The organism is Bifidobacterium sp. MSK.17.10 (assembly GCF_019129655.1).
GTDB lineage: Bacteria > Actinomycetota > Actinomycetes > Actinomycetales > Bifidobacteriaceae > Bifidobacterium > Bifidobacterium adolescentis.
Map to the genome: position 1 here is coordinate 24,344 of NZ_JAHOJD010000004.1, position 25,159 is coordinate 49,502.

The following is a 25,159-nucleotide window of genomic DNA, read 5'->3' on the forward strand; positions in this document are numbered from 1 at the left end:
ATTTTATAAAAAACGCTATATGTGAAGAGCCGTCCATCGAAAGGGCGGCTCTTCGTACCGGACAAGGTTGTGGAATAGATGGTAACTGTTATTTCAGCGCCATCTTGCTGGGGAATTCCTGGACTCGTGCCGTCTGGGGATGGTCAATCACTTCCTGGGGCGTACCTTGCTCCAGGATTGCACCTTTGTCCACGAAAACGACGCGATCGGATACGTTTTTGGCGAATCGAATTTCATGTGTCACGATAATCATCGTGACACCGGTTCCCGCGACCTTGGTAATGGTGTCATTGATCGAAAACCGTTACCGGAATACGCTACGCCTTTTGGAGAATTCATGACCGCCTCCGCAAGGGGAGCGACGAGATTTTCGGTTCTTCTACGAGATAGAGCATTTCCAATCTGAGCACTTCTCGCTCTGCGCATGAGTCAGCTTGCATCCTTCACATAGAAAAGCTAATCCACAAACAAAACAACAAAGCATTCCAGACTAGAAAACTGAACCATCTAGCTTGTCAAGCGCACGCAGCAAAGAATCAACATGACCCTTCGCACGCACGTTATATCGGGCAATACGAATCACCCCATCACCATCGATCACAAAAGTCGAACGAATTACACCCTCATAGACCTTGCCATACAACTTCTTCTCACCATACGCGCCGTACAAACGATGCACAGTCAGATCGGCATCCGACAACAAAGGAAACGTCAAATGATCGCGCTCGCGGAACCGGACGAGCTTGTCCATCGGATCCTTTGATATGCCGAGCACAGTGAATCCGCGGGAGCGCAGGCGCGCGAGGTTGTCCCGGAAGTCACAGGCCTCAGTAGTGCATCCAGGAGTCATCGCGGCAGGGTAGAAGTACAAGACGATATTCTGACCGCGCAATGCGGAGAGCGTAATGCTATCGCCGTTGTCGCTGGGAAGTGTGAAGTTCGGGGCCGTTAATCCCGCTTCGAGTCGTGCGGATGCGGGGGAGTCCTGCGCTGTTGGGGTCGCTGGCGAATTGATGTCGGACATGATTGCTCCTTACCGTTCTTCGGACTTCGTGCCGATACAAAGCGCGAACAGGCGTCATCATACCCGCCTTACGTGCGCGCGGCTTGCTTGACTCGTTGCGCGACGATCTATTTTTCTCGTTCCAAAGCAAGCGCGGTATCGAATATTTCGATGTGAGCGGAACGGTTTTGTTTGTGCATGGGCTATTATTGGGATGACAAGTTTTGTGCCATTCCCCAAACCGGCTTGCCGTCGGTCGGGGCGGCGGAAGGCTTGCGAGAGGTTACTGCCGGATACCTCCGCCACGTCGGAGACGTGGAAACCGTAAGGGAGGCGTAGCATACCACCCGTGCGAAACCGTTGGAAAGCGGAAGGGTGAGCGAAACGTCCCGCGAGAGCGTGGCGAACCGCCCAAGCAGTGGGCGTCAGACCCGTCAAGGGAACAGATCCGAAAAGATCTGTTCCCTTCTTTTTATTCGGAGGGCAATGATGGCTGACCACAGCAAAGAGAAGGCGGAGTGGCTTCGGAAAGTAAGGGACGAAATCCGTCCCGCATATGCCCGGTTGCTTTCCTCGGGACGGTTGATTCTTCAATGTGATGACGGTAGCGAAGTTGCCATCAGGTTTACTAAAGGCGTTTTGCCCATCTATGTGGGTTTGAATACTACATGGACTTCCATAAGGGACGTCGTGCCCGGCAGTCGGATTTCTATGACGACATCATACGAAGGAATTTTACGGCGAAGCGCGTGGACTACACCCATAGACATAGCGACAGGAACACGTCATACGAAAAGCGGCGGAGTCATGCAAAATCAAAACTGGATATAGCAGGTGAGGCCTTCAACCATGTGGCGAGTGCTGCCTATGTGGTGGAATCTGCGAAAAGTGGCTTGATTTTATTTGCTGGTGATGAGCGGTGGCGTTGGGCTTGTCGGAACAGGTGAACAAGAAAGATGAGCGGACGGGTGATTACATTCCTGCATCTCTTGTGAATGAGAGTGTTCTTTCCGAGAGCATCCACAGGCGGGGTACGCGTGTGAGAAGCGTCGTATCAGCAAGATGGGAGTGATTCCGGAAACCGTTTGCTTGGTCTGTAGTCGTAGGCTTCGGCAACATAGCAGTGATTGTTGTTGCAGGATAAGAACAGGATGATGTTCCGGTTGCGGATGACAGCTCGTATCATTCTTCGGGTTTTCTCGATGTGTAGGTTTTGTGATTGCGGCCAAGTGGGCGTTCTCTTGGCCGCAATCATGGTTGGAAAGAGGTTGAGCGATGACTTGTGGCATAGCTGAGATGCCTCCGTACAAGTCCGCGAATCTGCCATGCATAAGCGAGATGAGGACAATGCACATCGAGGTGATGATGTTTTGTCTTTGCCGACGTGCTGGGCATCCCTGTCGAAAACGTCGCAGTAAACGAGTTCGGCGGCCTTGGCGGCGCGATGTGCTCCGCCGTGGGAACCGGCTTGTACAAGGATTCCCAAGAAGCGTTCGTGATTGCTGTAGCGAGGATGGATTCGGGCCACACGAATCACTCCATCACCATCGATCACGAAAGTCGAACGAATCACACCCTCATAGACCTTGCCGTATAATTTCTTCTCACCATACGCACCATACAAACGATGCACAGTCAGATCGGCATCCGACAACAACGGAAACGTCAAATGCTGTCGGGCTACTGGCGAATTGATGCCGACGTGATTGCTTCTTACGGTTCTTCGGACTTCGTGCCGATATAAAGCGCGAATAGGCGCCTGTTGAGGTCGGTCGGAGGGCTGTGAGCCACGGCCGGCCTCAACGTGCTAGATGGTTGTTAGAGGTTAGAAGACGCTGTAGCCGCCATCTACGCGAATATCAGTGCCAGTAACGTACGAGGAGGCGTCGCTGGCGAGGAAGAGTACCGTGCTGGCAATCTCGTCATTCGTGCCGAAACGGTGCATTGGCACGACTTCGAGCATAGCGTCGTGGCCAGGCATGTCGATACGGCCATTGAAAATTCCAGACCACACGTATCCGGGGGAGATGGTGTTGGAACGGATGCCGTCCTTGGCGAGCGCTGCGGCAAGGTAACGTGAGTGTTCCATGATGGCCGCTTTGGTGGCGCCATACGCGTTCACCGGCGTCGGACTTCCCATCATGTAGTTCGCGTTGTGTCCGGACAGGGAGGCTGTGAAGATCAGTGAGCCGCCATGACCGTGTTCGCGCATGATTTCATGCGCGATGCGGCCGGTACGGTAGGTGCCGTTGAGGTTGATGTTGATGGTGCGTGTCCATACTTCTTCGGTGGCGTCTTGATCGTCGCCCGGTACGTTGACTCCGGCGTTGAGGAATGCGAAGTCGACGGTGCCCAGCTGTTCCACCAATTGCGTTTTGAGTTCCGCGACTTGTACCGTATCGGTGACGTCGCAGGTGAGCGCGATGACGTTGGTGCCGAAACGTTCGCTCATGTCTTTCGCCAGTTCGGTGAGCTTGTCTTCTTGGCTGGGCAGGTCGACTAGTGCGACGTCTGCTCCGGCTTGGGCGAGTGCGGCTGCGGCGTTGCGTCCTAGACCGCCTGCGGCTCCGGTGACGAAGCCTTTGCGGCCGCGCATTGAGAATTTGTCGAGTATCGAGTAGTTTGAATCCTTCCATTTGTCGAGGGGATAACGTTCGTCGAAGATTTGTTCGACGGTTTTCTCTGGAATCTGCGATGATTCAACTGCCATGTTTCGCTCCTTTGCGTTATGATGACCGCTTTTAGATGCGTTCGCGCATCATGTTTTGCGCATCTATGGACCATGTTTGCGGTTGCCTATGCTCGTGCCTGCGGTCGTTCGGCGTCCGTGCCGAACTAATCCGAGTGTAGCAAATAAAACGATGGCGGTGCTGTCAGTATTTGTCAGGTAAAGCGTAGTGAGGAAACCGTAAGGTCAATATAAGAAGATAGTTGATGATTGAAAGGGGAGTGATGACGGAGTTGAAAATGTTTTCCAAGCCTGTGGTGTTCACGGATTTCGATGGGGTGCTCAACGCCTTTCCGGATGACAAGCTTTTGCGCAGGAGTGACGTGAACAAAGTTATGACCTGGGCGAAGCCCGACAGTCCCTACGCGAAAATGTACAATCCTGAAAAAGCGTTCCACTTGGACGGCAACGAAAAAGCCCACACGCCCGTAGGCTCATGGCGCATCCACTGGTCCAGCGAACTGTCCGACGCCATGTACGCGTTGGCAGTTGACGGCATTGTGGAATTGTGGTGGCTGTCCACCTGGCAGCCATACTGCAGTCAGATTCTCGACCCGATGCTCGGCTGGGATCCCATGCTGGTCGATGTCATCACTTGGTACGATCCTGTCACCAAATGGGGACGTGAGACAGGCAAATGGCAGACCATCCAACGACGCGTACGCATCGAATGCGAAGAGAATGAACCCGCGCCGATCGTATGGATCGACGATGATGAATGCTTCGAACAGCGCGCGCAGCTCTTGGAGGAACTCCAGCCGAAAGCGCCGGTGCTTATGGTCCGTCCGGACTATCGTATCGGCATCAGCCGTCGCCAATGGAAACTGATCGATACGTTCGTGCACCATCCCGAACAGTTCGACACGGTCACGTTCGACATGGAACCAACCTGCAGGATATACGACATCCACCACGGTTTCTAGCCTAAATGAATTACCATGGGAGGATAGTCGAGCGGAATGAAGGAAGGATGGGGTTATGGCGGAACGTATCGTGGAGCGTCTTATCCGAGAGCGTGATACTCGATATGGTGACGGCATTTACACGACTACACAAATCCAGTTCGCATGGAATTCCAATCATATGGAAGGTTCCACCCTTACTGCCAAACAGACCGCGCAGCTATTTGCCACCGGTACCTATACCACGGATGGCAGCGAACAGGTCAATCCTGACGATGCGTTGGAAACCCGTAATCATTTCGCTGCGTTCCGTTGGATTCTCGACCATGCTGATGAGCCGGTGGACCGGGATATGGTCTGTCATCTGCATGCCATTCTCAAGCAGGGCACCAGACAGGTCTCCGACTCGCTTTTCAACGTGGGCGGCTACAAGACTCGGCCGAACTTTATTGGCAATCCTGTCACTCCGACAAGGACTGCGCTGCCGCAGGATGTTCCCGAATTTATGGACAGGCTGTTTGATATGTGCACGAAACTTGAGGATGAACCGTATCAGATCGCCCGTGTCCATTGGACGTTTGAGAAGATTCACCCATTTTCGGACGGCAACGGTCGAATCGGACGGCTTATCATGTTCAAGGAGCTTTTGCGTATCGATGCGTTGCCTGTCCTTGTCCATGACGCGTATCGTGCGGAGTACGTCAATGGCATCAGCAAGTTTCCGGACGAGCCAGGATGGCTGGTTGATACGCTTCTATTCGAACGGGACCTTTACCGGTCGCATGTTCTGAAAACGGATGCCGAGGCATTGCGTTACACGTACCATGACCAATGGAATATGGCTGAGCATCGGGTGGAACGAGATGAGGATCTGGAATTCGCCAAGCTCATCGACACGAAGGCCCAGCCGTTGTTCGATGAGGAGTATCAGCAGCGCGAACGGCTCCTATGGGGCGAATAGCGGTCCGACTGTGTTGTTGTGGTGGTTCCTCCTTCCAAACGTGACATGAACCGAATGTGCATTGAGATGTGCAATTTGTGCACATTGCGGTCGCCGGCCGTTCACCTTGGTGTAAAAAGGAATCAGCCTTCGGACTTTAGCATGAGATGCAATGGCGCGTATTGAATGCGCGCATACGAGGAAGTGAGAGCTGCATACATGCGTGTATTCGACTTCGATGGAACCATCTATGACGGAGAAAGCCTGTTCGACCTGTACCTGTTTTCGGCCAAATACAATCCGAAGGTATTGCGGTACATCGCCCCGGTACTGCGCTATGCCATCAAATACAAGCTCGGACGAGCCACGTTCGATCAAATGGAATACGGTGTGGGCAAGCTATGCCACGGATATTTAAGCGAACTGGCCGAATCATTGGAATTCGAAGAATTGGTCAACGCCTTCTGGGATCAGAACATGAAGCGCATCAAACCCTGGTATGAGCCACGCGAAGACGATGTGATCCTCACCGCCTCGTTCGACATCACCGTGGGCGAGGCCTGCCGCAGGCTTGGCGTGCAACATTTGGTCTCGTCCACCATCGACGGCAACACGTTGAACGTAAACTACCTCAACTTCAACACCAACAAGCCCAAACGATTCCGCGAACTCTACGGAGACAACGTTCGAGTGGACGAATTCTACACAGACAGCCGATTCGACCAGCCCATGATCGACATGGCCCGACGTGCCTACATGGTCAAAGGCAACAAAATCCACCAAGTCAAATAGCCGGAAAGGCTGGAACGGAATACGGCGGCAAGGGCCGATCTTGACATCTCCCCTTCGGCATGGACGCCTTGCACGAGCCAGGATGGGCGTCGGTCGGTCATATTGCCGTATATGGAAAATACGACCGACCGCAAAAACAGTTAGAACGACACGCGCTTGGAATGGTTTACGGCAGAAACCTCGCACACGATGCCAACAACTACCTCGAAACACGCTTCACACACAACAAATAAATCAACCAAGCAACAGGCATCGCCAACATAAACACCGGATAAAACCACACAGCAGACAAACGCCCATACACCAAACCACCCACAAACGGACCAACCGACATACCCAAATCAATACCCGCATAATACGTACTATTCGCAATACCACTGCGCTCGCGGCCTGCGATTACCACGGCCTGCGCCTGCGTGACTGAACTCATCAGACCGTAGCCGACAGCGGTGAAAATCGCAGCCAACAACAGCATCCAATCATTGAACAGGAACGTCATGCATGCGAGCATCGCCAGCATGCCCAACGAGCAGACCGTCAGCCAGAAACGGAAGCCCTTGCTGTCGAACAGGTCGCGCAAGCCCAGTCGCAACACCAATAACGCGACCGCGTAAAACATGAAAAACAGGTCGGACGATACCGGCAGATGACGAGACTGAACATAATTCACGATGAAGGACTGATTTGCGAAATACGCTATCGCAAACATCATGAACGTCAGCGACAACGGCACCACACGCGGTTCCAGAATCGAACGGATCGAAAAACGATGCTTTTTGGTTGCGCTAGCAGAACCGTCAATGTCTACGGCAGTGGAGGGATTCTCCGTTATGGAAGTCTGCTTTTTGCGTACCGGTTGTCCGCCATTCTTCACCATCAGTGTGGCGATCAGCATGATCACCGCCAGCACCAGCGAACTCAAAAACGTCAGACGATAACCGATGTATTTTTGCGCGCGAATACCCAATGCCGGTCCGACCGCCATAGCCAGCGCGTTCATCGTGCCATACAATCCCATGCCGGCACCCATATGCCGGATCGGCAGCAAAAGCGACATCCACGTGGCCAGGCAGACCGAGCAGCATGCGAAACCAACGCCGTTGATCACGCGAGCCATGATGAGCATGATGGGGGAGTTTGCGAAATAGTACAGCAGTCCGGCGGCGAAATAGAGCACCGTGCCAACCGCCACAAGCGTGCGCTTGCTGGTTTTGTCGGAAAGATTGCCTGCGATAGGGCGGCAGAACAGTGAGATGAAACTCATCGAACCGGCCACCGCACCCATCAGCATGCCGTCCGCGCCCAACGATTCCGCATATCCGGCAACGATCGGATTGGCAAGCATATTGCTCGACATGAAACAGAACGTCGCAAGCATGACCAACGCCATATCACGGGTGATGAGACGATCATGCTTACGCCGGGGCTGTTCGGGCTGGTTCGATTGTTGTGCCGGTTGCTTCTGTCGTACCGATTCAGATGCGGGTATCGTTGGTGCTGTCATGCTCGTTCGCCTCCGAGCATGCAACTGTAGCAGCCTTGACGAAAAACGGCCGTCCACATATTGCGGACGGCCGATGGAGATGGCTTTAACGATGTGAAAGTATGCTTCGCTTACAGAGTTTTTACAGAGCTTTGGCGGCCTGCTCGACAAAACCTTCCATACCGTCGATGTCAACGACATGGTCGAAACGCACGTCGGCGGTCTCAAGACCGCGCAGCGCGGCCGGAGCGGTGGTGCCGGTGGCCTTGGCAAGCACGTCCATGCATTCGAAATCGGTGCCGGACGCGTCAAGACCCAGAGATTCGTTGACTACGCGCGGGAACTTGTACGGGCTGGCGGTGGACAGCAGCACGCGCGGCGTGAGCGGATCGCGCGGCATCTGCTGCATGACGTAGTAGCCGCATGCGGTGTGCGGGTCGATCACGTAATGGTTCTTGTTCCAGCAGTCCGCGATCATCTCGCGCACCTGGTTCTCATCGGCCCAACCGGTGCCGAAGATGGAACGAATCTTCTTCATCATCGGCTCGGGAACCTCGTAGGCGCCCCACTGGCTCAGATCGTTCATCAGCATGGAGATCAGGCGCGTGTCCTTGTCGGACATGTAATACAGCATGCGCTCCAGGTTCGATGAGATGAGGATATCCATCGACGGGGAAATGGTCTGGAAGAACGGACGCTGACGGTTGTACGTGCCGGAAGTCAGGAAGTCGAACAGCACGTTGTTCTTGTCGGACGCCACCACAAGATGCTTGACCGGCAGGCCCAGCAGCTTCGCGTAATAGCCGGCGAGGATGTCGCCGAAATTACCCGTCGGCACAACGAACTCGACCTCGTCGCCCACATTGATGACCTGGCGTTCCAGCAGCTGCGCGTACGCGGAGAAGTAATAGACGACCTGCGGCACCAGACGGCCCACATTGATGGAATTCGCGGAGGAAAGCACCACATGCGAATCATCGGCGAGACGTTCGGCAAGCTCCTTGTCGCCGAAGATGCGCTTGACGGCGGACTGCGCGTCATCGAAATTGCCCTTGACCGCGCACACGTTCACATTGGAGCCGGACTGCGTGGTCATCTGCAGCTCCTGCACCTGGCTGACCTTGCCTTCCGGATAGAACACGGTGATGCCGGTGCCCGCGGCGTCCGCGAAACCAGCCAACGCGGCCTTGCCGGTGTCGCCGGACGTGGCGGTGACGATCATGATCTTCTCATCCGCGTCGCCATCCGCCGGAGTGGTGCGCGCCATGAAACGCGGCAGAATCTGCAGCGCCACATCCTTGAACGCGGAAGTCGGACCGTTGAACAGTTCCATCACATAGTCATCGCCGAGCGGCTTGACCGGAGTGATCTTCTCGTCGGACCACTGCGGGCCGTACGCTTCGTCGATGCACTCCTTGAGCTCGGCCTCGGTGTAGTCCGGCAGCAGCACGGACAGCACATCGAACGCGATCTGCTGGTAGGACTTGCCGGCCAAGGAAGCGATATCCACATGGGTCTCACCCAAGGAGTCGGTCACGAACAGGCCGCCATCATCGGCGATGCCCTTGCGGATGGCCTGCTTGGAGGTAAGCGAATCGGTGGTGCTGCGTGTGCTGTGGAACGTGGTCACTTGATTTCCTTAGCAATAGAACGGACAGATTACGTCAAACGTGCTTCTCAGTGTACCGGCACAGGTGGGAAGAACGTCGCCTCGCGTCCGTGGAATGGGACGCCGACCCCATACGATTGCCGACGGAAGGTCCTGCTTTTCCACGTGGCCCGCGATCGTGCCGTCCATGTCTTCGCGCGCAGGCGGTGCCATATTTCCCACATGTTTCGAAACCCGGTTTTCCTCCGATCGTTTTCACACGTACACTGCTCTGTAACCCGCGGTACAGCGGATGATCATTCCGAAGTCAAGGAGGGCTTCATGACTGCATCACCTCTTGCGCAAACACCGAACGACATGTTCAACGCGCCCATCGCCGAAGCAGATCCGGAAATCGCCGAAATCCTCGACGCCGAACTATCCAGGCAGCAAAACGGACTCGAAATGATCGCATCCGAGAATTTCGTGCCACGCGCCGTCCTACAGGCACAAGGCTCCGTACTGACCAACAAATACGCCGAAGGCTATCCGGGACGCCGCTACTACGGCGGCTGCGAGCAGGTGGACAAAATCGAAACCATCGCCCGCGAACGCGCCAAAAGCCTATTCGGCGCCGAATACGCCAACGTACAGCCGCACTCCGGCGCACAGGCCAACGCAGCCGTCTACCAGGCGCTCGTCAAACCCGGCGACACGGTTCTCGGCCTCGCCCTCGACCACGGCGGCCACCTCACCCATGGCATGAAAATCAACTTCTCCGGCCGCTTCTACCACGCCGAAGCCTACGGCGTGAATCCCGAAACCTTCCGCATCGACCCGGAAATCATCCGCCAGCGTGCGCTCGAGACCCATCCCGCCATGATCATCGGCGGATGGAGCGCCTACCCGCGCATCGAAGACTTCAAAGCCATGAAGGAGATCGCCGACGAGGTCGGCGCCAAATTCTGGGTGGACATGGCCCACTTCGCCGGCCTCGTAGCCGCCGGACTGCATCCAAGCCCCGTCCCATACGCCGACGTCGTATCCTCCACCGCGCACAAAACCCTCGGCGGCCCACGCTCCGGCTTCATCCTCGCCAAGCAGGAATACGCCAAGAAACTCAACTCCGCCGTATTCCCCGGCCAGCAAGGCGGCCCGCTCATGCACGTCATCGCCGGCAAGGCCGTCGCCTTCAAAGTCGCCGCCACCCCGGAATTCAAAGACCGCATGCAACGCACCCTCGACGGCGCCAAGATCCTTGCCGAACGCCTCATGGCCGACGACGTCAAAAACAACGGCATCAGCGTCCTGACCGGCGGTACCGACGTGCACCTGGTCATGGTCGACCTACGCAACAGCGAAATGGACGGCAAACAAGGCGAAGACCTGCTCGCACAATGCGGCATCACCATCAACCGCAACACCGTCCCGTTCGACCCACGCCCCGCATCCGTGGCCTCCGGCCTGCGCATCGGCACCAGCGCACTCGCCACCCGCGGCTTCGGACCCAAGGAATACGAGGAAGTCGCCGACATCATCGGCACCGCTCTCGCCGCAGGACAGGACGCCGACGTCGACGCGCTCAAGGCGCGCGTCGACAAGCTTGCCGAAGACTTCCCGCTTTACCCGGGACTCGACCAAATCCACTGATCACCAGCCTCGACTGACGAAATCGCGTCCCGCCGCGCAACCAACGACCCGAAAATGGCCGTCATTGCCCAGCGAGGCGTGATTTCGCGCTATTCTAAGAGACTATGACGAATCCACAGAACCAAGGCACCGCCATGAACACCGACGTGTTCGAAGCAGTATGCGCCATGGGCGACGCAGCCCGCACCGTGCAATCGCAACTTGCCCAGGCAAACACCGAAGCCAAAAACCAACTGCTCAACGCCATCGCCGACGCACTCGACCAGCATGCGGACGACATCGCCGCAGCCAACGCGCTCGATATGAACCAAGCCGAAACCGACGGCATGGACGCCGGCAAACTCGACCGACTCAGATTCGACCAGCAGCGCATCACCGCCGCCGCGCAAGGCGTACGCCACGTGGCATCCCTACCAGACCCCATCGGCGAAATCGTACGCGGATACCATCTGGAAAACGGCCTACGACTGCAGCAGGTACGCGTCCCCATCGGCGTGCTCGGCATGATCTACGAAGCACGTCCCAACGTCACCGTTGACGTTGCCTCCCTATGCATCAAATCCGGCAACGCCGTCCTGCTGCGCGGCGGACACGCGGCCGAACACACCAACGCGGCAACACTCGCCGTCATCGCCGACGTACTCACCAAACACGGATACGACCACAACATGATCGCCACCGTAGACCAATACGGACGCGACGGCGCCACCGCCATGATGGAAGCACGCGGCCACATCGACGTGCTCATCCCACGCGGGGGAGCAGGACTCATCCAAGCCGTGGTACGCAACTCCAAAGTCCCCGTCATCGAAACCGGAGCCGGCAACGTGCACATCTACGTCGACCGCACCGGCAACCCCGACAAAGCCATCCCCATCCTCATCAACGCCAAAACCCAACGCGTCGGCGTATGCAACGCCACCGAAAAACTCCTCGTCCACAAAGACATCGCCGAAAGCTTCCTGCCGAAAGCCGCGGCAGCGCTCGCCGCAGCGGGAGTCGAAATGCATGCCGACGAACGCGCGTATGGCATCATCGAACATGCCGGAATCGCAAATGCGCAACTCGTGCATGCCACCGACGAGGATTGGGACACCGAATATCTGGCACTCAAAATCGGCATCAAGGTGGTCGACTCGCTTGACGAGGCCATCGCGCATATCAACCGTCACTCCACCGGGCACACCGAATCCATCATCGCCGAAGACTATTCGGCCATCGAGGAATTCACCGCCCGCATCGACTCGGCGGTGGTGATGGTCAACGCCTCCACACGTTTCACCGATGGCGGCGTGTTCGGATTCGGCGCGGAACTTGGCATCTCCACACAGAAGATGCATGCGCGCGGTCCGATGGGGCTGCGCGAGATGACCACGACCAAATGGATTGGCTACGGAACAGGACAGGTGAGAGAATGAGCGACGAAGTCATGCAGGACAATATGCAGCACACCATGCAGGACAACAAGAACCCATGGAACGCGGACTTGACCGACCCAATGCTCAGATTGCGATTGGCATCCGAACGATTGAGCATCGTGCGGTATGTGTTCCTTGTGCAGGTCGAAGACGGTATCGCGTCCGCGGACGAACGCGCCTCGCTCGAATACGCCGACGCGGTGTTGATCGGCTGGCCCGAAACCGACGCTTCGGACGTCATCACTCCCGATGCCGCCCAGCTTGACGATATCGACGAGCAGATGCGGGTCATGGAACAGCACATCGCCAAGTTCAGCGCGATGGAACGAGACCATGACATCGTCGGCATGACCGACACGCTGATTCGTGTCACCGAGCGCGTTGCCGGAATCCGCAGTATATACCAGCCGGATTTCCCGCTGCCGACATTCGCCGAGATTCGACGTGTGGTGCAGGACGAGTGGGATGAGGATATGGACAAGATCGATCCCGACAACGCCTCACCGACCGCGGACAGCATCGAGCAGGAAACCGCCGACGCGGACAAAGAGCAGCAGGCCGAGAAACAGGCCGATGGCGCGCAAAAGAGCGGAGCGTCCGCATGACCGGACCAAAACGCATGCGGCCGGAATCTGCGGAGGCCGATCCCGAACTGACCGTCAGCTACGTGGTCGAGCCGGAACGACGCATGTCGGAACTATCCGTAGATCGGCCGCAATCAGCCGTGACCACCGGACGCAGGTCCGCACGAGGCAACTGGCACAACCGGTTGCGCATCGGCATCATGGGCGGCACTTTCGATCCGATCCATAACGGCCATTTGGTCGCAGCCTCCGAAGTGTCCTGGGTGTACGACCTCGACGAGGTGATCTTCGTGCCGACCGGACGGCCGGTGTTCAAGTTGGACAAGAAGGTCACCAATGCGGAGGACCGGTACCTTATGACGGTCATCGCCACCGCGTCGAACCCGAAATTCACCGTGTCGCGCGTGGACATCGACCGTCCCGGCGTCACCTACACCATCGACACCCTGCGTGACATCCGCGCCCAGTATCCCGATGCGGAACTGTTCTTCATCACCGGTGCCGACGCCGTGGCGGAGATCATGCAATGGAAGGACGCCAACAAGATGTGGGAGCTGGCGCATTTCGTGGCCGTGACACGTCCCGGTTATTCCTCGCCGGACGGCGTGAAATTACCTGAAGGCAAGGTGGATACGCTGGAGATTCCCGCATTGGCGATTTCTTCCACGGATGTGCGTCGCCGCGCCGAACATGGCGAACCCGTCTGGTATCTCGTACCCGACGGCGTGGTGCAATACATCGGCAAACACGGCCTATACCGATAGAAGATGGATGGGGCCGTCCGCATGGCCCCCCCGAACACACGGGGTCGGTGAGGTCTGCGCGGCCGGTTAGTATGGGTCACATCCACTTCGCTAGAACAGACGTTTGGAGACACGGTGAGCGCAATCCTTGAAGGAAAGCCGGATAAGAACCTTATCCTTGTCACAGGCAGAGCACACCCGAAGCTGGCGGCGGAAGTCGCCGAACAGCTCGGCATTGATGTTCTGGAAACCACAGCATACGATTTTGCGAACGGCGAAATGTACGTGCGCTACACCGAGTCCGTGCGTGGCGCGGACGTGTTCGTACTGCAGAGCCATTCCAATCCGGTCAACCAGGCCATCATGGAACAGCTCATCATGATTGATGCGTTGAAGCGTGCTTCCGCGCGTTCCATCACCGCGGTCTGCCCGCTGCTGGGCTATTCCCGCCAGGATAAGAAGCACCGCGGCCGCGAGCCCATCTCCTGCCGTCTGGTGTTTGACCTGCTCAAGACCGCAGGCGCCGACCGCATCATGAGCGTCGATCTGCATGCGGCGCAGTCGCAAGGCTTCTTTGACGGCCCGGTCGATCATCTCATCGCCATGCCGGTGCTGGTCGATTACATCCGTGACCGTTTCTCCAACCAACTTGACAACGTCGCCGTCGTCTCCCCGGACGCCGGTCGTATCCGTGTTGCCGAACAGTGGGCGCAGCGCCTCGGCGGCGGTCCGCTCGCCTTCGTGCACAAGACCCGCGACATCACCCGCCCGAACCAGGCGGTCGCCAACCGTGTGGTCGGCGACGTCGCAGGCAAGGACTGCGTGCTTGTCGACGACCTGATTGACACCGCGGGCACCATCGCCGGCGCATGCAACGTGCTTAAGGATGCCGGAGCCAAGTCGGTGACCGTCGTCGCCACGCATGGCGTGCTGTCCGGCCCGGCCGTGGACCGACTGAAGAACTGCGGGGCACGCGAGGTCGTGCTCACCGATACCGTGCCGATTCCGGAAGAAAAGCGTTGGGACGGTCTGACTGTTCTGTCGATCGCGCCGTTGCTGGCAAGTGCCATCCGCGCCGTGTTCGAAGACGGTTCCGTCGCCGAACTGTTCGACACGTATCCGGAACATCACGGCCAGGGCTTCCTGTTCGCCTGATTTTCTAGGAAACTCGGATACTTCTGACACTTCAGATATTTCGAGGTTTTACGTTATATGGGTTCCGGTTCATTCGGAACCCGTTTTCTTTATGCTTTTCGCTGCATTGCACGCTGACGGTTGCGCGGATGGGAGTGTTTCCGCCATGCCGTACAGGCCGATCCGACTTGTTCGAATGGTAATGCGTGCGGAACGTCATGATGCCCCCGCATCTTAAAAAAACGTCAGGCCGGCATCAGACCTGTACGCCTGCGAGCTTCAGGAACTTCTTGTCGGACTGGATGCCTTGAGTCAGGAACTCGCCGTCCTTGAACAGCGCGTAGGTCGTGACCGGAGCTGGCATATTCTGGGCCTGCTCACGGCTGATGATGTGAATGGTTTTTAATGGAATGTTGTGCTCTTCCGCCACCGCTTCCACGCGTGGCACCCAGTAGTGGGTGAACGGACACTGGTCCGTGTAGTAGAGAACGAATCCATCACCATCCGCCGTGGGATATTTGGCGCATTCTTTGAATTGCGGAGGCTCCGTGTCCGAACCGAACGGCAGGTACATGAGCATGATTCCGCATGATGACGTGTCCGCAACCATGAAACCCTTGTGCGCAAGGTATTTCGCGTCGGAGAGGAATTCGCGCTTGCGTCCTTCGGCAGACAAAATACACAACCCCTTCCGCCCCTGCTCCTTCGCATCCCTCACGCACCCCCGTAACAGGTCGTTGGAATATCCGTGCCCTTTCATGGAGTCGGCGACCCATAGACAGTCGATGTAAAGATACCCATCCGCTTGGATAGGAACCCACGCGTTCTCCGCGGGGACATATTCGATGAAGCATTTTCCGCGTTCTACGCTGCGGTAGAAGATCAATCCTTCGTCGAATCGACGTTTGAGCCACTCCTTTTTCGCAAGGGCCTGTTTGCCGGACATGGCGCAGCAGACGTGCTCTGCATCGATGTTGTCCCTGGTAATTCGAATGTATTCCATTCGGGACCTCCTTGTCTTGCGCGGTTCCGCCCATGTTGCCGCCTATGGCGTGGGATTATTGCCGAGTCTGCTGGAAGGCGCCGTTCCTTGACATCAGCGTTGCTCCGAAAAAACGAGATTCCGGTTTCCATGACGTTTTCAGACTTCCGTATTTTAGATATTTAGACAAACGTCTAAATATCTGGTAGGATGAATATCGCAATCCGATACTGGAAAGAGAGCGATGATGGCAGGAGAAGGATTCAAGGCGCTCGCCGACCCCACGCGGCGTCGTATCCTCGAGCTGCTGCGTGCGGGGGATATGACCGCGGGGGAGCTCGCGGAGCATTTCGACATCAGCAAGCCATCGCTCAGTCACCATCTGGCGACTCTTAGGAACGCTGGTCTCGTAACGGACGAACGACATGGGCAGAACATCGTGTACAGCCTCAATACCACAGTTATGCAGGACTTGGTCGGATGGTTCATGGGCTTCGCGGACGATCCGGAAGACAGGCAATGAAAGGTCTGACAATGCAAAAGCAGGAAAAACCCGAGACAACCAAAGCCTCGACCGGTATTCCGGCCCGTGTATGGGTCGTCCTCATGCTGCTTTGCGTGCTGAACGTCGTGGCGCATCTTGCCGCCATGCCGGGGCTACCTGAGCGCATTCCCATGCATTGGGGTGCTGACGGCGGTGTGAACGGATGGGGGCCACGTTGGATGGCATCCGTTCTGGGTGCGCTTCCATTGACGTTTCTCGCACTGTTCTATGTGGCGCCGCGCATTGATCCGAAAGGTGCCGCATATGCCAAGTTCGGCGGATTCTACCAAGGATTCGTGATCTCGTTCACGGTATTCATGTGCGCCATCAGCTGGCTTGGGGAACTCACCGTCTGGAACCTCCTTCCTGGCAAGGGCGCGGTCAACGTCATCGTGTCCGGGGCGATCGGCGCGTTCTTCATCGGCATGGGTAATTATCTACCTCGTGTGCGGCAAAACTACACGCTCGGCATCAAAACGCCATGGGCGCTCGACGACCCCGACAACTGGCGCCGCACCCACCGTTTCGGCGGAGCCTGTTTCATGGTGGTGGGCGTTAGCCTGATTGTGCTGGGATTTTTAGGAGGTATATTGCCTGAAACCTGGATTCTGGCAGTGATTATGGTGCTTGCGATTGGCTCGGTCGCAGCCATGTATGTTTACTCGTATCTCATCTGGCGCAAATCCCACAACAGCTGATTGGGTAGCACCCCCGGTTTTCTTCAGCGAAACCACAGGGGAGTCCGACCCGAATTGCCTGACCGTGCGGGTCGTGTTGACGCGGATAAACGGATAAAAGACGCCCCGGTGACATGGAAACCAGCGGTTAGCATGGGACTCGTACTTGTAAGTGCAACAGGCATTCCGATGATGTTTGATTTTCCTGCATGCAAACCCGTCGTGTTCTTTATTTCTGTTGTATTGCGAGCAGTACGGTGGCGCGCAGGACGTCCTCGTCGGTGAAATTCAGGCCCCATATGATCTCGACCTTGTCGGTGAGGCGCTTCTGCACGCCGCCGACGATCGCCGTGGCGTCGGACAGTTGGAGGCTCTTCGGACCTTCGATGGCGATTATCGCTCCCGTGACCTCGTCGGACGCGACGCTCGAATCATGGAACCGTCCGTCGAGCGCCTCCACGATGCCCGTCGACGACCCGCTTTCCACGCGGATGACCGTGGTCAGGGCGCCGGCGCAGACGCTTCTGACGTCGTCCCCATCGATGTGGATGTACTTGTTGTTGCCGAGGAATCCCTCCAACGCCGCGACGGCATCGTCCATCGTCGTGGCGGGATCCTCTCCCGGGACGGGCAGGAGGTCCACGTCCACGCGGTCCGTGGCGTCCGTTCCGGCTGCCGGCATGCGGACGGTCAGTTCCCGTTCGCCGTCGTTTTCGTTCCATAGGATCTTGACGACATGGCTTCCGTCCGTCTTGTCCGTGGCGTCGATGTGTCGTGCGGTCATTTTTGGTTCCTTTTCGATGAGGCGGGTTCGTTTCTTTCCGGGGCATGTCCCGGCCGTTCTTACTTCTGTCGATGCCGGACGGGCGTGTGGTCCGATCGGGGCGAGTGCGAATCAGGACGGGGGTCGGCATGGGCGTCGTGGATCGGCGACGAGTCCCAAAAACGTCACCGATCCACGACGCAATCCCGACACCCGTTTCGCAGCCGAGGACGATGGCGGAAGGGGCATTGGCGCGGTTCTTGCCGGCCACGACGGAAGACGTGGTCTGTGCGAGAGTGCTATGCCTTGGCTAGCTTCTTATGTCTGAGGGTGTAAACGGCATCGGCGGAATCGGCGACACGTTTGGAATGCGTCACCACAATGACACATTTACCGAGTTGATGAGCGGCATGCCGCAAAAGATCAATCACCTCATCAGTCATTTCCGGATCCAGGCTGCCAGTCGGTTCATCCGCCAGAATCGCGCGGCCGGGCGCCACTAGGGCGCGGCCGACCGCCACCCGCTGACGTTGGCCACCCGACAAGTGCATGATGTTGCGCTTCGATTCCTCACGGCTCAGCCCCAGATCCTCGAGGATCTTCATATCGGCCTTGGGATTGACCAGGCGCAGATTCTCTTCGGGGGTGAGATAGTCGATCAGATTATGGTCCTGGAACACCAAGGACACGTGCTCGCGACGGTGCTTTGAATAACCCGTCGTAGCTATATCCTCGCCCTCAAAACGAACCACTCCATCAGAGGGGGCATCCAGACCGGCCAACAGAGACAGCAAAGTGCTCTTTCCCGCTCCCGATGGACCGGTTATCGCATACATCTTTCCGGATTCGAAATCTGCGTTCACGTCCGAAAGAACGCGAATCTTCGCCGCGCCATATGAGTAATTGACATGGTCCAATTGCAGACAGATAGTCATGATTAGTATCTCCTAACGCATAGAGGAAAGAATGGATTCCGGGGATTTGGCCAGCACTGCGGCGCACGACACGGCAAGCGCGATTGCGATGACCGCGCATCCGAGCAGCAGGATGAGCAGCGTCTGTTCTGGCGGCAGAGCCTCCACCTGCAATGATTCAAGAGGTGCGACTCCCGAATCGTGCAGCAGGAGCGAGGACACGTAACCGGACAATAGGGAGCCCGTTCCCAGCGAGCACAGGGCGGCGACCACAGCCATGAGACCGGTTTCGATCGCGAACTGGGCGATAATCTGCATCTTGCCGATGCCGAGGGCCAGAAGGGTGCCTATCTCATGGATGCGTGAGCGAATCCAGAAGACAAGCGCCATGCCCAATACCAGCACATCGGCCAGGCAGACGGACAACAGCACCATGCGGACCAGATCGCGTACCGTTTCCACCGACTGCAGCACGCCGGAAAGCTGCGCCGAGTCATCGGTGACGCCATACTCGCTTCCGGCGATTTTTTTTGCTTGGGCCATTGCTGCGGAAAGATCCCGCGGATTATCCGAGAGGCACCGGATCGTGCCGACCCGTTCCTCTCCAGTCAGCGCGGAAACCACTTGAGCGCCCGAATAGATGAGATTCTCCGATGCGTCCGATGGCATAGGGCTCTGTGCCTGTACATTGCCAGAGAAGATTCCGGCCACGCGAACGGTGGAATCGCGGCCTTCCTGACTGAGTCGGAAGGTCGATCCCACCGATAGTCCATTCTCACGTGCGAAATCCCGGTGAATCAGTACGTTCCGGCCATTACCTGAAATGTGGTGTCCTTGTTCCAACCGGTACAGGCCGCTTTGGAACTCTTCGGACAACGAGGAGTCAGTGGTGCCCAGCACGCTGACCTGCGTGGATAGGCCGGAATCCAGTCGAGGACCATGTTCGGGGACAACCGGATGCGCGCCATCCACCTGCGCCAGGGTCTTACGTTCGTAAACGGTTTTCCCTACGCCGGGGATGCGTGAGAACCGGCTCGCTTCCTTTGGGCTGACGGGATTCTCGCCGGTGTCGACGGTAAAACCTATTCCCAGGCTTCCGCCGATATCGTCGGACATTTTCTGAAGCGCCGTTGACGCTCCGACCTGAGCCACGAGACTGGTGAAAACCATCAGCATCAACAGTCCGATGATTCCGCTGCGTACCGGTTTACGTACGATTGCCAGCGTGGCACGCTTCCACACGTTCATGCCCGTCATCGGAGCTCCGACAGGCTTCGTGGCGACTTGCGCAGCATCGGTATGCACGATATGGCGACGCATACCAGCATCACCGCCAGCAGGCCGAGCGATACATACAGTACGGCGGTTGTGTCGATCGATACCGTGAGCGAATCCAAGGTACGAACCGACATATTGGACTCAAGATCGCCGCCGACCTGTCCCATGCTGCTCAGTTCCTTCGCCGCGGAGGCGTTCACGGAACGGAGGGCCGAGGTGCCAAGCCATTGGGCCGCTCCCCGTGCGCACAGCCATCCGAGGACCAGGGACGGCAGGCCGATCAGAATCATCTCGGTTAGATATTGGGCGATCAGGGATGGCTTGCCGATGCCGAGGGACACCAATACGCCCATCTCCTGACGTCGGTCGTTCATCCACAGCAAGAGCATGAGGCTGAGGACTATCACTGCCGAGATGGTCACGCCGATCAAAGCGCCGCGCATCATGGAGCGCACACTTCGGGCGGCATTCAGCATGCTCGACGTATATTGGTCATTGCGCGTGATCTGGTAGTTGTTCCAATCCACCGGAAGCTTCTTCGCCGCTTCCATGGTTTTCTCCACGTCGACACCCCTGTCCAGAACGAAAGTGGCATCCTGGTATATTTCCTTGCCGGCCTTGTACTGGTACAGAGTACTTGTAGTGTCCAAATCGGTGTACACAGTGTTGGAGGTGAGTTCCGCGCGGCTGGATACCTTTCTGTCGCTGTCCCCTTTGAATATTCCGACGATGGTGGTTTTGACAGTTGCCGTCGAATGCGACTCATTGTCGGCATCATATGGATTGGCCTTGAGCGTGAGGGTATCGCCGACTTTAAGCCCATTGGTTTTGGCGAGATCCTCATGGACCATCGACATATGCTTATCGGACGCCTTTAGATGACGTCCTTCGACCATGCCGAGCGTGTGGGACGTGAACACATTGAGTTTTGACGAATCGTTTGTGCCTATGACGTTGGCCGTATTGCCGAACTGCTGTTCTTTCTCCGCATCGTAATCATCGCCGCCGGGGACCTTCACCACGCTGGCTCCCACGAGATCGGCGGTGGCGTTCTGCCTGACCATGCACGAGCCAACCCCGGACAGCTTCGAGATTCGTTGCACATCAGCGGGACGAACCATTCCGCCTCCGCGAGGCGTCAGCATGCTGCCTTGCAGGTTACTGGCCAGCACGAATCCGCTGACCGCCTGTTTTTCAATCTGTCCGGCCTCATGTTGAGCTGCCTGAGAAACCGCGGTTGCGGACAGCATACTCGCCGTTATGATGGTCAGCACAATGAACAGCACCGCGGTGCGCACTCGTTTTCTGAGCACATAGCGCGCCGCCCGTGAGATAAAGGTCATTAATACCCCCTGTAAAGCTGGGACCTTCTCGGTAGTGCCCGAAAAGATGTGCACTTTGGACCATGGCCGTCCATGGCACGATGATCAGTTCGCTTCCGCGAGTTTGTCATCGAGCCGGGACCTGTCGAGATAGCGGCGGGTCGACGCTTTCCTCGCGCCGTCTGTGGCGCTCGATGACCGCGGATTCGAAGACCTCGCCCTTGAGCTTGGGCACCTTCAGGCCGAGCCTGCCGGCCTTGGCGGTCAGGCTCCGGTCGTAGTGGCCGGCGCGGTACACCTTCCGCTCCCCGGCGCGCTCGTATCTGGCGGCGTTGGCGATCTCGTCGGCCTGAAGCGCCGGGCATCGCGTTCAATGGTTCGGTGACCTTCTCGGCGACCAGGCGGTCGAGCTTGGTCTCGAGCAGGTTCCGGTCGATCTGTATGATGCTCGAGGGTCTTGCCGACTTTGTCGCGTCCGCGCCGAGCGGATTCCTACACTCTTTGGCGGCCCTGTCCAGATCGGCGGCCGCCGACACGCACGTTCCGCGCGCCATGGCCGTCCTGTGGTCCTCATATGCCCGATAGCCCAGGCGGCCGCCCACGACCACTGCGGTAGACGCGGCCGCCGCCACGCCGCTGAAGCGGCCGGAATGACGGACTGGAACCCGCCATCGTCGGCATACGTCGGTGTATGCGGTCGGCGCGTTGGGCAAACCCATGCCGCACCGGCCGGAGGCTGAGGGGGCCGTTCGACCGGAAAACTCAATGGCCGTAGGATTCCCGGATGCGGGCGTCGGGCCCGGTGGCAATCCGGACTGGAACCCTCATACGAAAAACGGGCTGCCGTGGTCCGCTGGGAACCGCGGCAGCCCGCCATGTGATTCGTTGGAATCGGAAAGCCTTACTTGTTGAGGACCTTCTTCATCAGGTCGGAGGAGGCCTTGGCGAGTGCGAACTGGCCGAAGCCCGGGTCGATGGAGGCGAGGTTGGCGTTGATGATCTGGTTGAAGGTGTCGTTCTTCATGGTGTTTCCTTTCGGACGGCCGCCTGTCTTCTTGCTCTTGTCTTCTTCTGCGTCGCGCGGCTCGTCGCTTCGTTGTTTTCTTGTCTCTGTATCTTCTGTTGTTTTTCTGTTGTGCCTTCACTATAGGCAGGAAAGTATGCGTACGTCATGCCGCAATCGCCATTTCTATTGTAGACTCATCGGTTCATCTTAAAGAAAGAATAAAAAACGGTCATATATTCTGTTGCGCAGCCTGCCGCAGCGTAGTTTTGGGTAGATGAAGTGCGATTGTTCTGCCCATTCCGACGGAAAAGTTCATGTTTGCGTCGGAATGGGCGGATGAATTGCGATTGTTCTGCTGGTTTCGATGCAAATGGTAGCTTTATCGTCGTTTCGAGCAGAAAAGTCAACGGTTTTCTGTTGATTTCAACGCTGGCAGCCCGGTTTGCGTCGTTTCAAGCAGAAGAAGTGCGGCTCGTCTGCCGGTCTCAACGCGAACGGCAGACTTTGCGTCGTTTTGAATGGAAAGACCAATGGATTTCTGTCGGTCTCGACGTGGACGGACTCGGCCTTTTTCTGCACCAGTGGGGATTGACCTTCCGTCGGCATCCGGAGCGAAGGCCTATCGCTTCGAACGCTTGCCTACAAGAACCATGGAACAGCCTGCCGACACGCACAGGTTCACTCCGCAGGTCACCGCCGGCAATAGCCGTATGACCGGCTGGTCATAGAAATCGAGGACATCGGGATCCATGAATCCTGAGTACGCCTCGAAAAGCGGATATGGCACGAGTGCCAGTGTCGAACTCGCAAAGAACAATATCCAGATAACGGAGAGGCACAGGATGAAGGCTCTTCGACCTTCTGGACGGATGGTTTTCGAGAATGCGAAAAGAGTCCATGAAAGCACGGCGATTAAAGCTCCGGCGACATACAGCAGACTCGGAATCTCGTCATACATGATTTCGCCTCCTCTCGATTCGGTTGCAGACGATTCGATCTATCGGCAGTATGGGCTGATTATAAGGCGGCGTTGTTTTTTGCGTCAAGAGGTTTTGGCCGCTCATGGCCGATTTGACGTTTCGCCGGAATCGCAAGGCAATGATGCTGCACGGATCTGGCGAGTCTTCGATACCTGCGCATGCCAAGCGAGGGACGATCCATGGGGTGGCAGGGTCGAGGGATCTTCGCAATGCCGTTCTCGCCGCTCGCGAAAACGGTTCGTCATGATTCCGTTCGGCTACAACGCGGACCGAGCGAGCCTGCATTGGAACAACTGGAGCTACTGAAACGGCAAGACCTTCGAAACCGCGATTGCCGACGGCGACGAGGATTCGCCGAAGAAGGAGAAGTATCGGTCAAGGTGGCCGCGGTGAACCTGAAAGCAGTCTAGATTATCCCGATCCACATATTGTCCATTGTGTCCATTTGCCGCATGATGAAAACGGATGGAGGTGGTTGCGATGACCATGATGATGGGTGGCAAAGTCCATAGGACGAGGTCTAAGGCACGGCGCTCTGCTGGCGGAGTTCCCGGAGCGTTCCTGCAAGGGGTGGACGGCACGCGTATCCCGTTGACGCCGGACGACTACAGGCGCGTTAGGGAGTTTCTGCTTGCGGAGCCGGAACGGGCGGTGGCGGATGACGAGCGTATCACGACTGGCGAGGCGGCGCGTATTCTTGGGGTCTCCCAACGCACGCTCACACGCATGCTGGACGCGGGCATGATTCCGTACACCCGCATGGGGGAGCGCAGTTACCGTTTCCTGAGGCTTTCGGATGTGACCGACTACAAGCGCAGGCGCGACGAGGCCACATCCAAGGCGTTGGATGAGATGCGTTCCATCGCCGATGAGGACGGCGCGTACGACATCGACTATTCGGATTACCTGTCCCGGTTCGATAAGTAGAGTGCCCTTATGATTGCGCTGCTTGACGCCAACCTGTTCGTACCTACGTGGATCATCGACCCACTGCTTAGCTTGGCCGAGGCTGGTCTGTGCGAGCCAGCATGGTCTGCGAGGGTCATGGACGAGGCACGCTTGGCCATCATGGAAGTGCGGCATGTGCCCGACGTCCGGGCCCGCGGTTTTCTTGACGCGATCTGCAGGGCCTTTCCGATGGCCATGGCGGAGGATTGGGAGCGGTTTGAACCGGACGTGAATTTGTCGGACCCCAACGACGGGCATGTGGTCGCGGCCGCCCGTCGGGCCGGTGCGGAAACCATCGTTACATTCAACCTCAAGGATTTCCCCGCAGACGAACTTTCCAGGTACGGACTGCACGCTCAATCGCCGGATGTTTTCCTTACCTCCGTGTTCGATGCACATCCAGAAGAAGCGATGGACGCCATGCGCAGACTGGTCAGCTCCAAACGCCATCCGCCGCGTACCATGAGCGAGGAAATCGAGCATTTGCGCGTCTTGCGCCTTCCGCTGTTCGCACGGAGATTGTCCGAAACGGTAGGCTAATCCCCGTCATCTGCAACACTGCGAATCATACGGTAGGCGCAATCAATGCACAATCTGTGAATAATCGCTAATCCATTGGCTCAACACAACCTATTGCCGCCTTGCACCGTGGGATCAAGCAAATCACGAAGAAAAGGCCGTCCGCACGGCAAGATTTCGGTCGTAGGCGATGGATTCGGACGAGCCGTATCCGAGAGGGTGCCAGTACGAATAGGTGGACTCGGACCGGTCATGTCTAGG

General features: G+C 57.2%; 24 protein-coding genes and 2 pseudogenes. 12 read left to right on the forward strand and 14 right to left on the reverse strand.

The window, feature by feature from the left end; translation table 11 throughout:
* Window positions 1–88 precede the first annotated feature (88 nt).
* The 4 genes and pseudogenes from KSX58_RS04050 to KSX58_RS04065 form a co-directional block, all read right to left on the reverse strand.
* On the reverse strand, window positions 89–244 hold the full coding sequence (locus KSX58_RS04050; RefSeq protein WP_141671849.1) for an amino acid ABC transporter ATP-binding protein: 156 nt from the start codon (window positions 242–244) through the stop codon (window positions 89–91).
* Between the two features lie 246 nt (window positions 245–490).
* Window positions 491–1,024: a thioredoxin-dependent thiol peroxidase gene (gene bcp / locus KSX58_RS04055; protein ID WP_038444532.1), complete on the reverse strand. Its 534-nt coding sequence runs from the start codon at window positions 1,022–1,024 to the stop codon at window positions 491–493.
* A 1,486-nt stretch (window positions 1,025–2,510) separates the two neighbouring features.
* Window positions 2,511–2,681: pseudogene (locus KSX58_RS04060) on the reverse strand (redoxin domain-containing protein); the annotation flags it as partial.
* Between the two features lie 147 nt (window positions 2,682–2,828).
* A complete protein-coding gene (locus KSX58_RS04065) occupies window positions 2,829–3,713 on the reverse strand; it encodes an SDR family NAD(P)-dependent oxidoreductase (protein ID WP_003810233.1) in 885 nt (294 codons plus the stop codon).
* Window positions 3,714–3,955: 242 nt separating this feature from the next.
* On the opposite strand from KSX58_RS04065, the gene KSX58_RS04070 reads away from it, so the two are divergent.
* The 3 genes from KSX58_RS04070 to KSX58_RS04080 all read left to right on the forward strand — a co-directional run bounded on the left by KSX58_RS04070 (window position 3,956) and on the right by KSX58_RS04080 (window position 6,365).
* Entirely contained in the window at window positions 3,956–4,654 is a 699-nt protein-coding gene (locus tag KSX58_RS04070; protein WP_217735749.1) for a hypothetical protein, read from the forward strand.
* 55 nt (window positions 4,655–4,709) lie between these two features.
* Window positions 4,710–5,594 (forward strand): Fic family protein, encoded by an 885-nt coding sequence (locus tag KSX58_RS04075; protein WP_003834689.1) that lies wholly within the window; start codon window positions 4,710–4,712, stop codon window positions 5,592–5,594.
* A 198-nt stretch (window positions 5,595–5,792) separates the two neighbouring features.
* A complete protein-coding gene (locus KSX58_RS04080; RefSeq protein WP_021913082.1) occupies window positions 5,793–6,365 on the forward strand; it encodes a haloacid dehalogenase-like hydrolase in 573 nt (190 codons plus the stop codon).
* Between the two features lie 199 nt (window positions 6,366–6,564).
* On the opposite strand, the gene KSX58_RS04085 is transcribed toward KSX58_RS04080, so the two are convergent.
* Window positions 6,565–7,869 carry an MFS transporter gene (locus KSX58_RS04085; RefSeq protein ID WP_021913081.1) on the reverse strand — a complete coding sequence of 435 codons (1,305 nt, stop codon included), beginning with the start codon at window positions 7,867–7,869 and terminating at the stop codon, window positions 6,565–6,567.
* 121 nt (window positions 7,870–7,990) lie between these two features.
* Window positions 7,991–9,478, reverse strand: coding sequence for a threonine synthase (thrC, locus tag KSX58_RS04090; RefSeq protein ID WP_021899011.1), 1,488 nt, complete (start codon window positions 9,476–9,478; stop codon window positions 7,991–7,993).
* A 300-nt stretch (window positions 9,479–9,778) separates the two neighbouring features.
* Here thrC and glyA point away from each other — a divergent pair, with 300 nt between their 5' ends.
* The 5 genes from glyA to KSX58_RS04115 all read left to right on the forward strand — a co-directional run bounded on the left by glyA (window position 9,779) and on the right by KSX58_RS04115 (window position 14,986).
* Complete coding sequence (gene glyA, locus KSX58_RS04095; protein WP_021913080.1) at window positions 9,779–11,086, forward strand: serine hydroxymethyltransferase; 1,308 nt, start codon at window positions 9,779–9,781, stop codon at window positions 11,084–11,086.
* Window positions 11,087–11,190: 104 nt separating this feature from the next.
* Complete coding sequence (locus tag KSX58_RS04100) at window positions 11,191–12,504, forward strand: glutamate-5-semialdehyde dehydrogenase (RefSeq protein ID WP_188015871.1); 1,314 nt, start codon at window positions 11,191–11,193, stop codon at window positions 12,502–12,504.
* Entirely contained in the window at window positions 12,501–13,109 is a 609-nt protein-coding gene (locus tag KSX58_RS04105) for a phosphoribosylglycinamide synthetase (RefSeq protein ID WP_217735748.1), read from the forward strand. Before KSX58_RS04100 ends, KSX58_RS04105 begins: the two co-directional genes overlap by 4 nt.
* Window positions 13,110–13,123: 14 nt before the next feature.
* Window positions 13,124–13,852, forward strand: coding sequence for a nicotinate-nucleotide adenylyltransferase (nadD, locus tag KSX58_RS04110; RefSeq protein WP_003810221.1), 729 nt, complete (start codon window positions 13,124–13,126; stop codon window positions 13,850–13,852).
* Window positions 13,853–13,966: 114 nt separating this feature from the next.
* Entirely contained in the window at window positions 13,967–14,986 is a 1,020-nt protein-coding gene (locus tag KSX58_RS04115) for a ribose-phosphate diphosphokinase (protein WP_003810218.1), read from the forward strand.
* Between the two features lie 235 nt (window positions 14,987–15,221).
* On the opposite strand, the gene KSX58_RS10410 is transcribed toward KSX58_RS04115, so the two are convergent.
* Window positions 15,222–15,968 (reverse strand): N-acetyltransferase, encoded by a 747-nt coding sequence (locus tag KSX58_RS10410; RefSeq protein WP_070122417.1) that lies wholly within the window; start codon window positions 15,966–15,968, stop codon window positions 15,222–15,224.
* Window positions 15,969–16,191: 223 nt separating this feature from the next.
* On the opposite strand from KSX58_RS10410, the gene KSX58_RS04125 reads away from it, so the two are divergent.
* Both KSX58_RS04125 and KSX58_RS04130 read left to right on the forward strand, forming a co-directional pair.
* A complete protein-coding gene (locus KSX58_RS04125) occupies window positions 16,192–16,470 on the forward strand; it encodes an autorepressor SdpR family transcription factor (protein ID WP_011743256.1) in 279 nt (92 codons plus the stop codon).
* An 11-nt stretch (window positions 16,471–16,481) separates the two neighbouring features.
* Window positions 16,482–17,189 carry an SdpI family protein gene (locus tag KSX58_RS04130; RefSeq protein WP_035011261.1) on the forward strand — a complete coding sequence of 236 codons (708 nt, stop codon included), beginning with the start codon at window positions 16,482–16,484 and terminating at the stop codon, window positions 17,187–17,189.
* A 208-nt stretch (window positions 17,190–17,397) separates the two neighbouring features.
* Here the strand turns inward: KSX58_RS04130 and KSX58_RS04135 are convergent, their stop codons facing one another.
* The 7 genes and pseudogenes from KSX58_RS04135 to KSX58_RS04160 all read right to left on the reverse strand — a co-directional run bounded on the left by KSX58_RS04135 (window position 17,398) and on the right by KSX58_RS04160 (window position 23,409).
* Window positions 17,398–17,952: a hypothetical protein gene (locus KSX58_RS04135; RefSeq protein ID WP_051633922.1), complete on the reverse strand. Its 555-nt coding sequence runs from the start codon at window positions 17,950–17,952 to the stop codon at window positions 17,398–17,400.
* Window positions 17,953–18,230: 278 nt separating this feature from the next.
* Window positions 18,231–18,866 (reverse strand): ABC transporter ATP-binding protein, encoded by a 636-nt coding sequence (locus tag KSX58_RS04140; protein ID WP_003807101.1) that lies wholly within the window; start codon window positions 18,864–18,866, stop codon window positions 18,231–18,233.
* 12 nt (window positions 18,867–18,878) lie between these two features.
* Complete coding sequence (locus KSX58_RS04145; protein ID WP_215641170.1) at window positions 18,879–20,102, reverse strand: ABC transporter permease; 1,224 nt, start codon at window positions 20,100–20,102, stop codon at window positions 18,879–18,881.
* Window positions 20,099–21,466, reverse strand: coding sequence for an ABC transporter permease (locus KSX58_RS04150; protein WP_070122416.1), 1,368 nt, complete (start codon window positions 21,464–21,466; stop codon window positions 20,099–20,101). Before KSX58_RS04150 ends, KSX58_RS04145 begins: the two co-directional genes overlap by 4 nt.
* Window positions 21,467–21,605: 139 nt before the next feature.
* A pseudogene (locus tag KSX58_RS04155) lies at window positions 21,606–21,891 on the reverse strand (transposase); the annotation flags it as partial.
* 455 nt (window positions 21,892–22,346) lie between these two features.
* A complete protein-coding gene (locus KSX58_RS10530) occupies window positions 22,347–22,469 on the reverse strand; it encodes a hypothetical protein (RefSeq protein WP_003807087.1) in 123 nt (40 codons plus the stop codon).
* A gap of 601 nt (window positions 22,470–23,070) precedes the next feature.
* Window positions 23,071–23,409: a hypothetical protein gene (locus KSX58_RS04160; RefSeq protein ID WP_038444512.1), complete on the reverse strand. Its 339-nt coding sequence runs from the start codon at window positions 23,407–23,409 to the stop codon at window positions 23,071–23,073.
* 502 nt (window positions 23,410–23,911) lie between these two features.
* Here KSX58_RS04160 and KSX58_RS04165 point away from each other — a divergent pair.
* Both KSX58_RS04165 and KSX58_RS04170 read left to right on the forward strand, forming a co-directional pair.
* Window positions 23,912–24,358 (forward strand): helix-turn-helix domain-containing protein, encoded by a 447-nt coding sequence (locus KSX58_RS04165; RefSeq protein WP_158001455.1) that lies wholly within the window; start codon window positions 23,912–23,914, stop codon window positions 24,356–24,358.
* Window positions 24,359–24,367: 9 nt separating this feature from the next.
* Window positions 24,368–24,919 (forward strand): PIN domain-containing protein, encoded by a 552-nt coding sequence (locus KSX58_RS04170; RefSeq protein WP_003807074.1) that lies wholly within the window; start codon window positions 24,368–24,370, stop codon window positions 24,917–24,919.
* The last annotated feature ends 240 nt before the right edge of the window (window positions 24,920–25,159 follow it).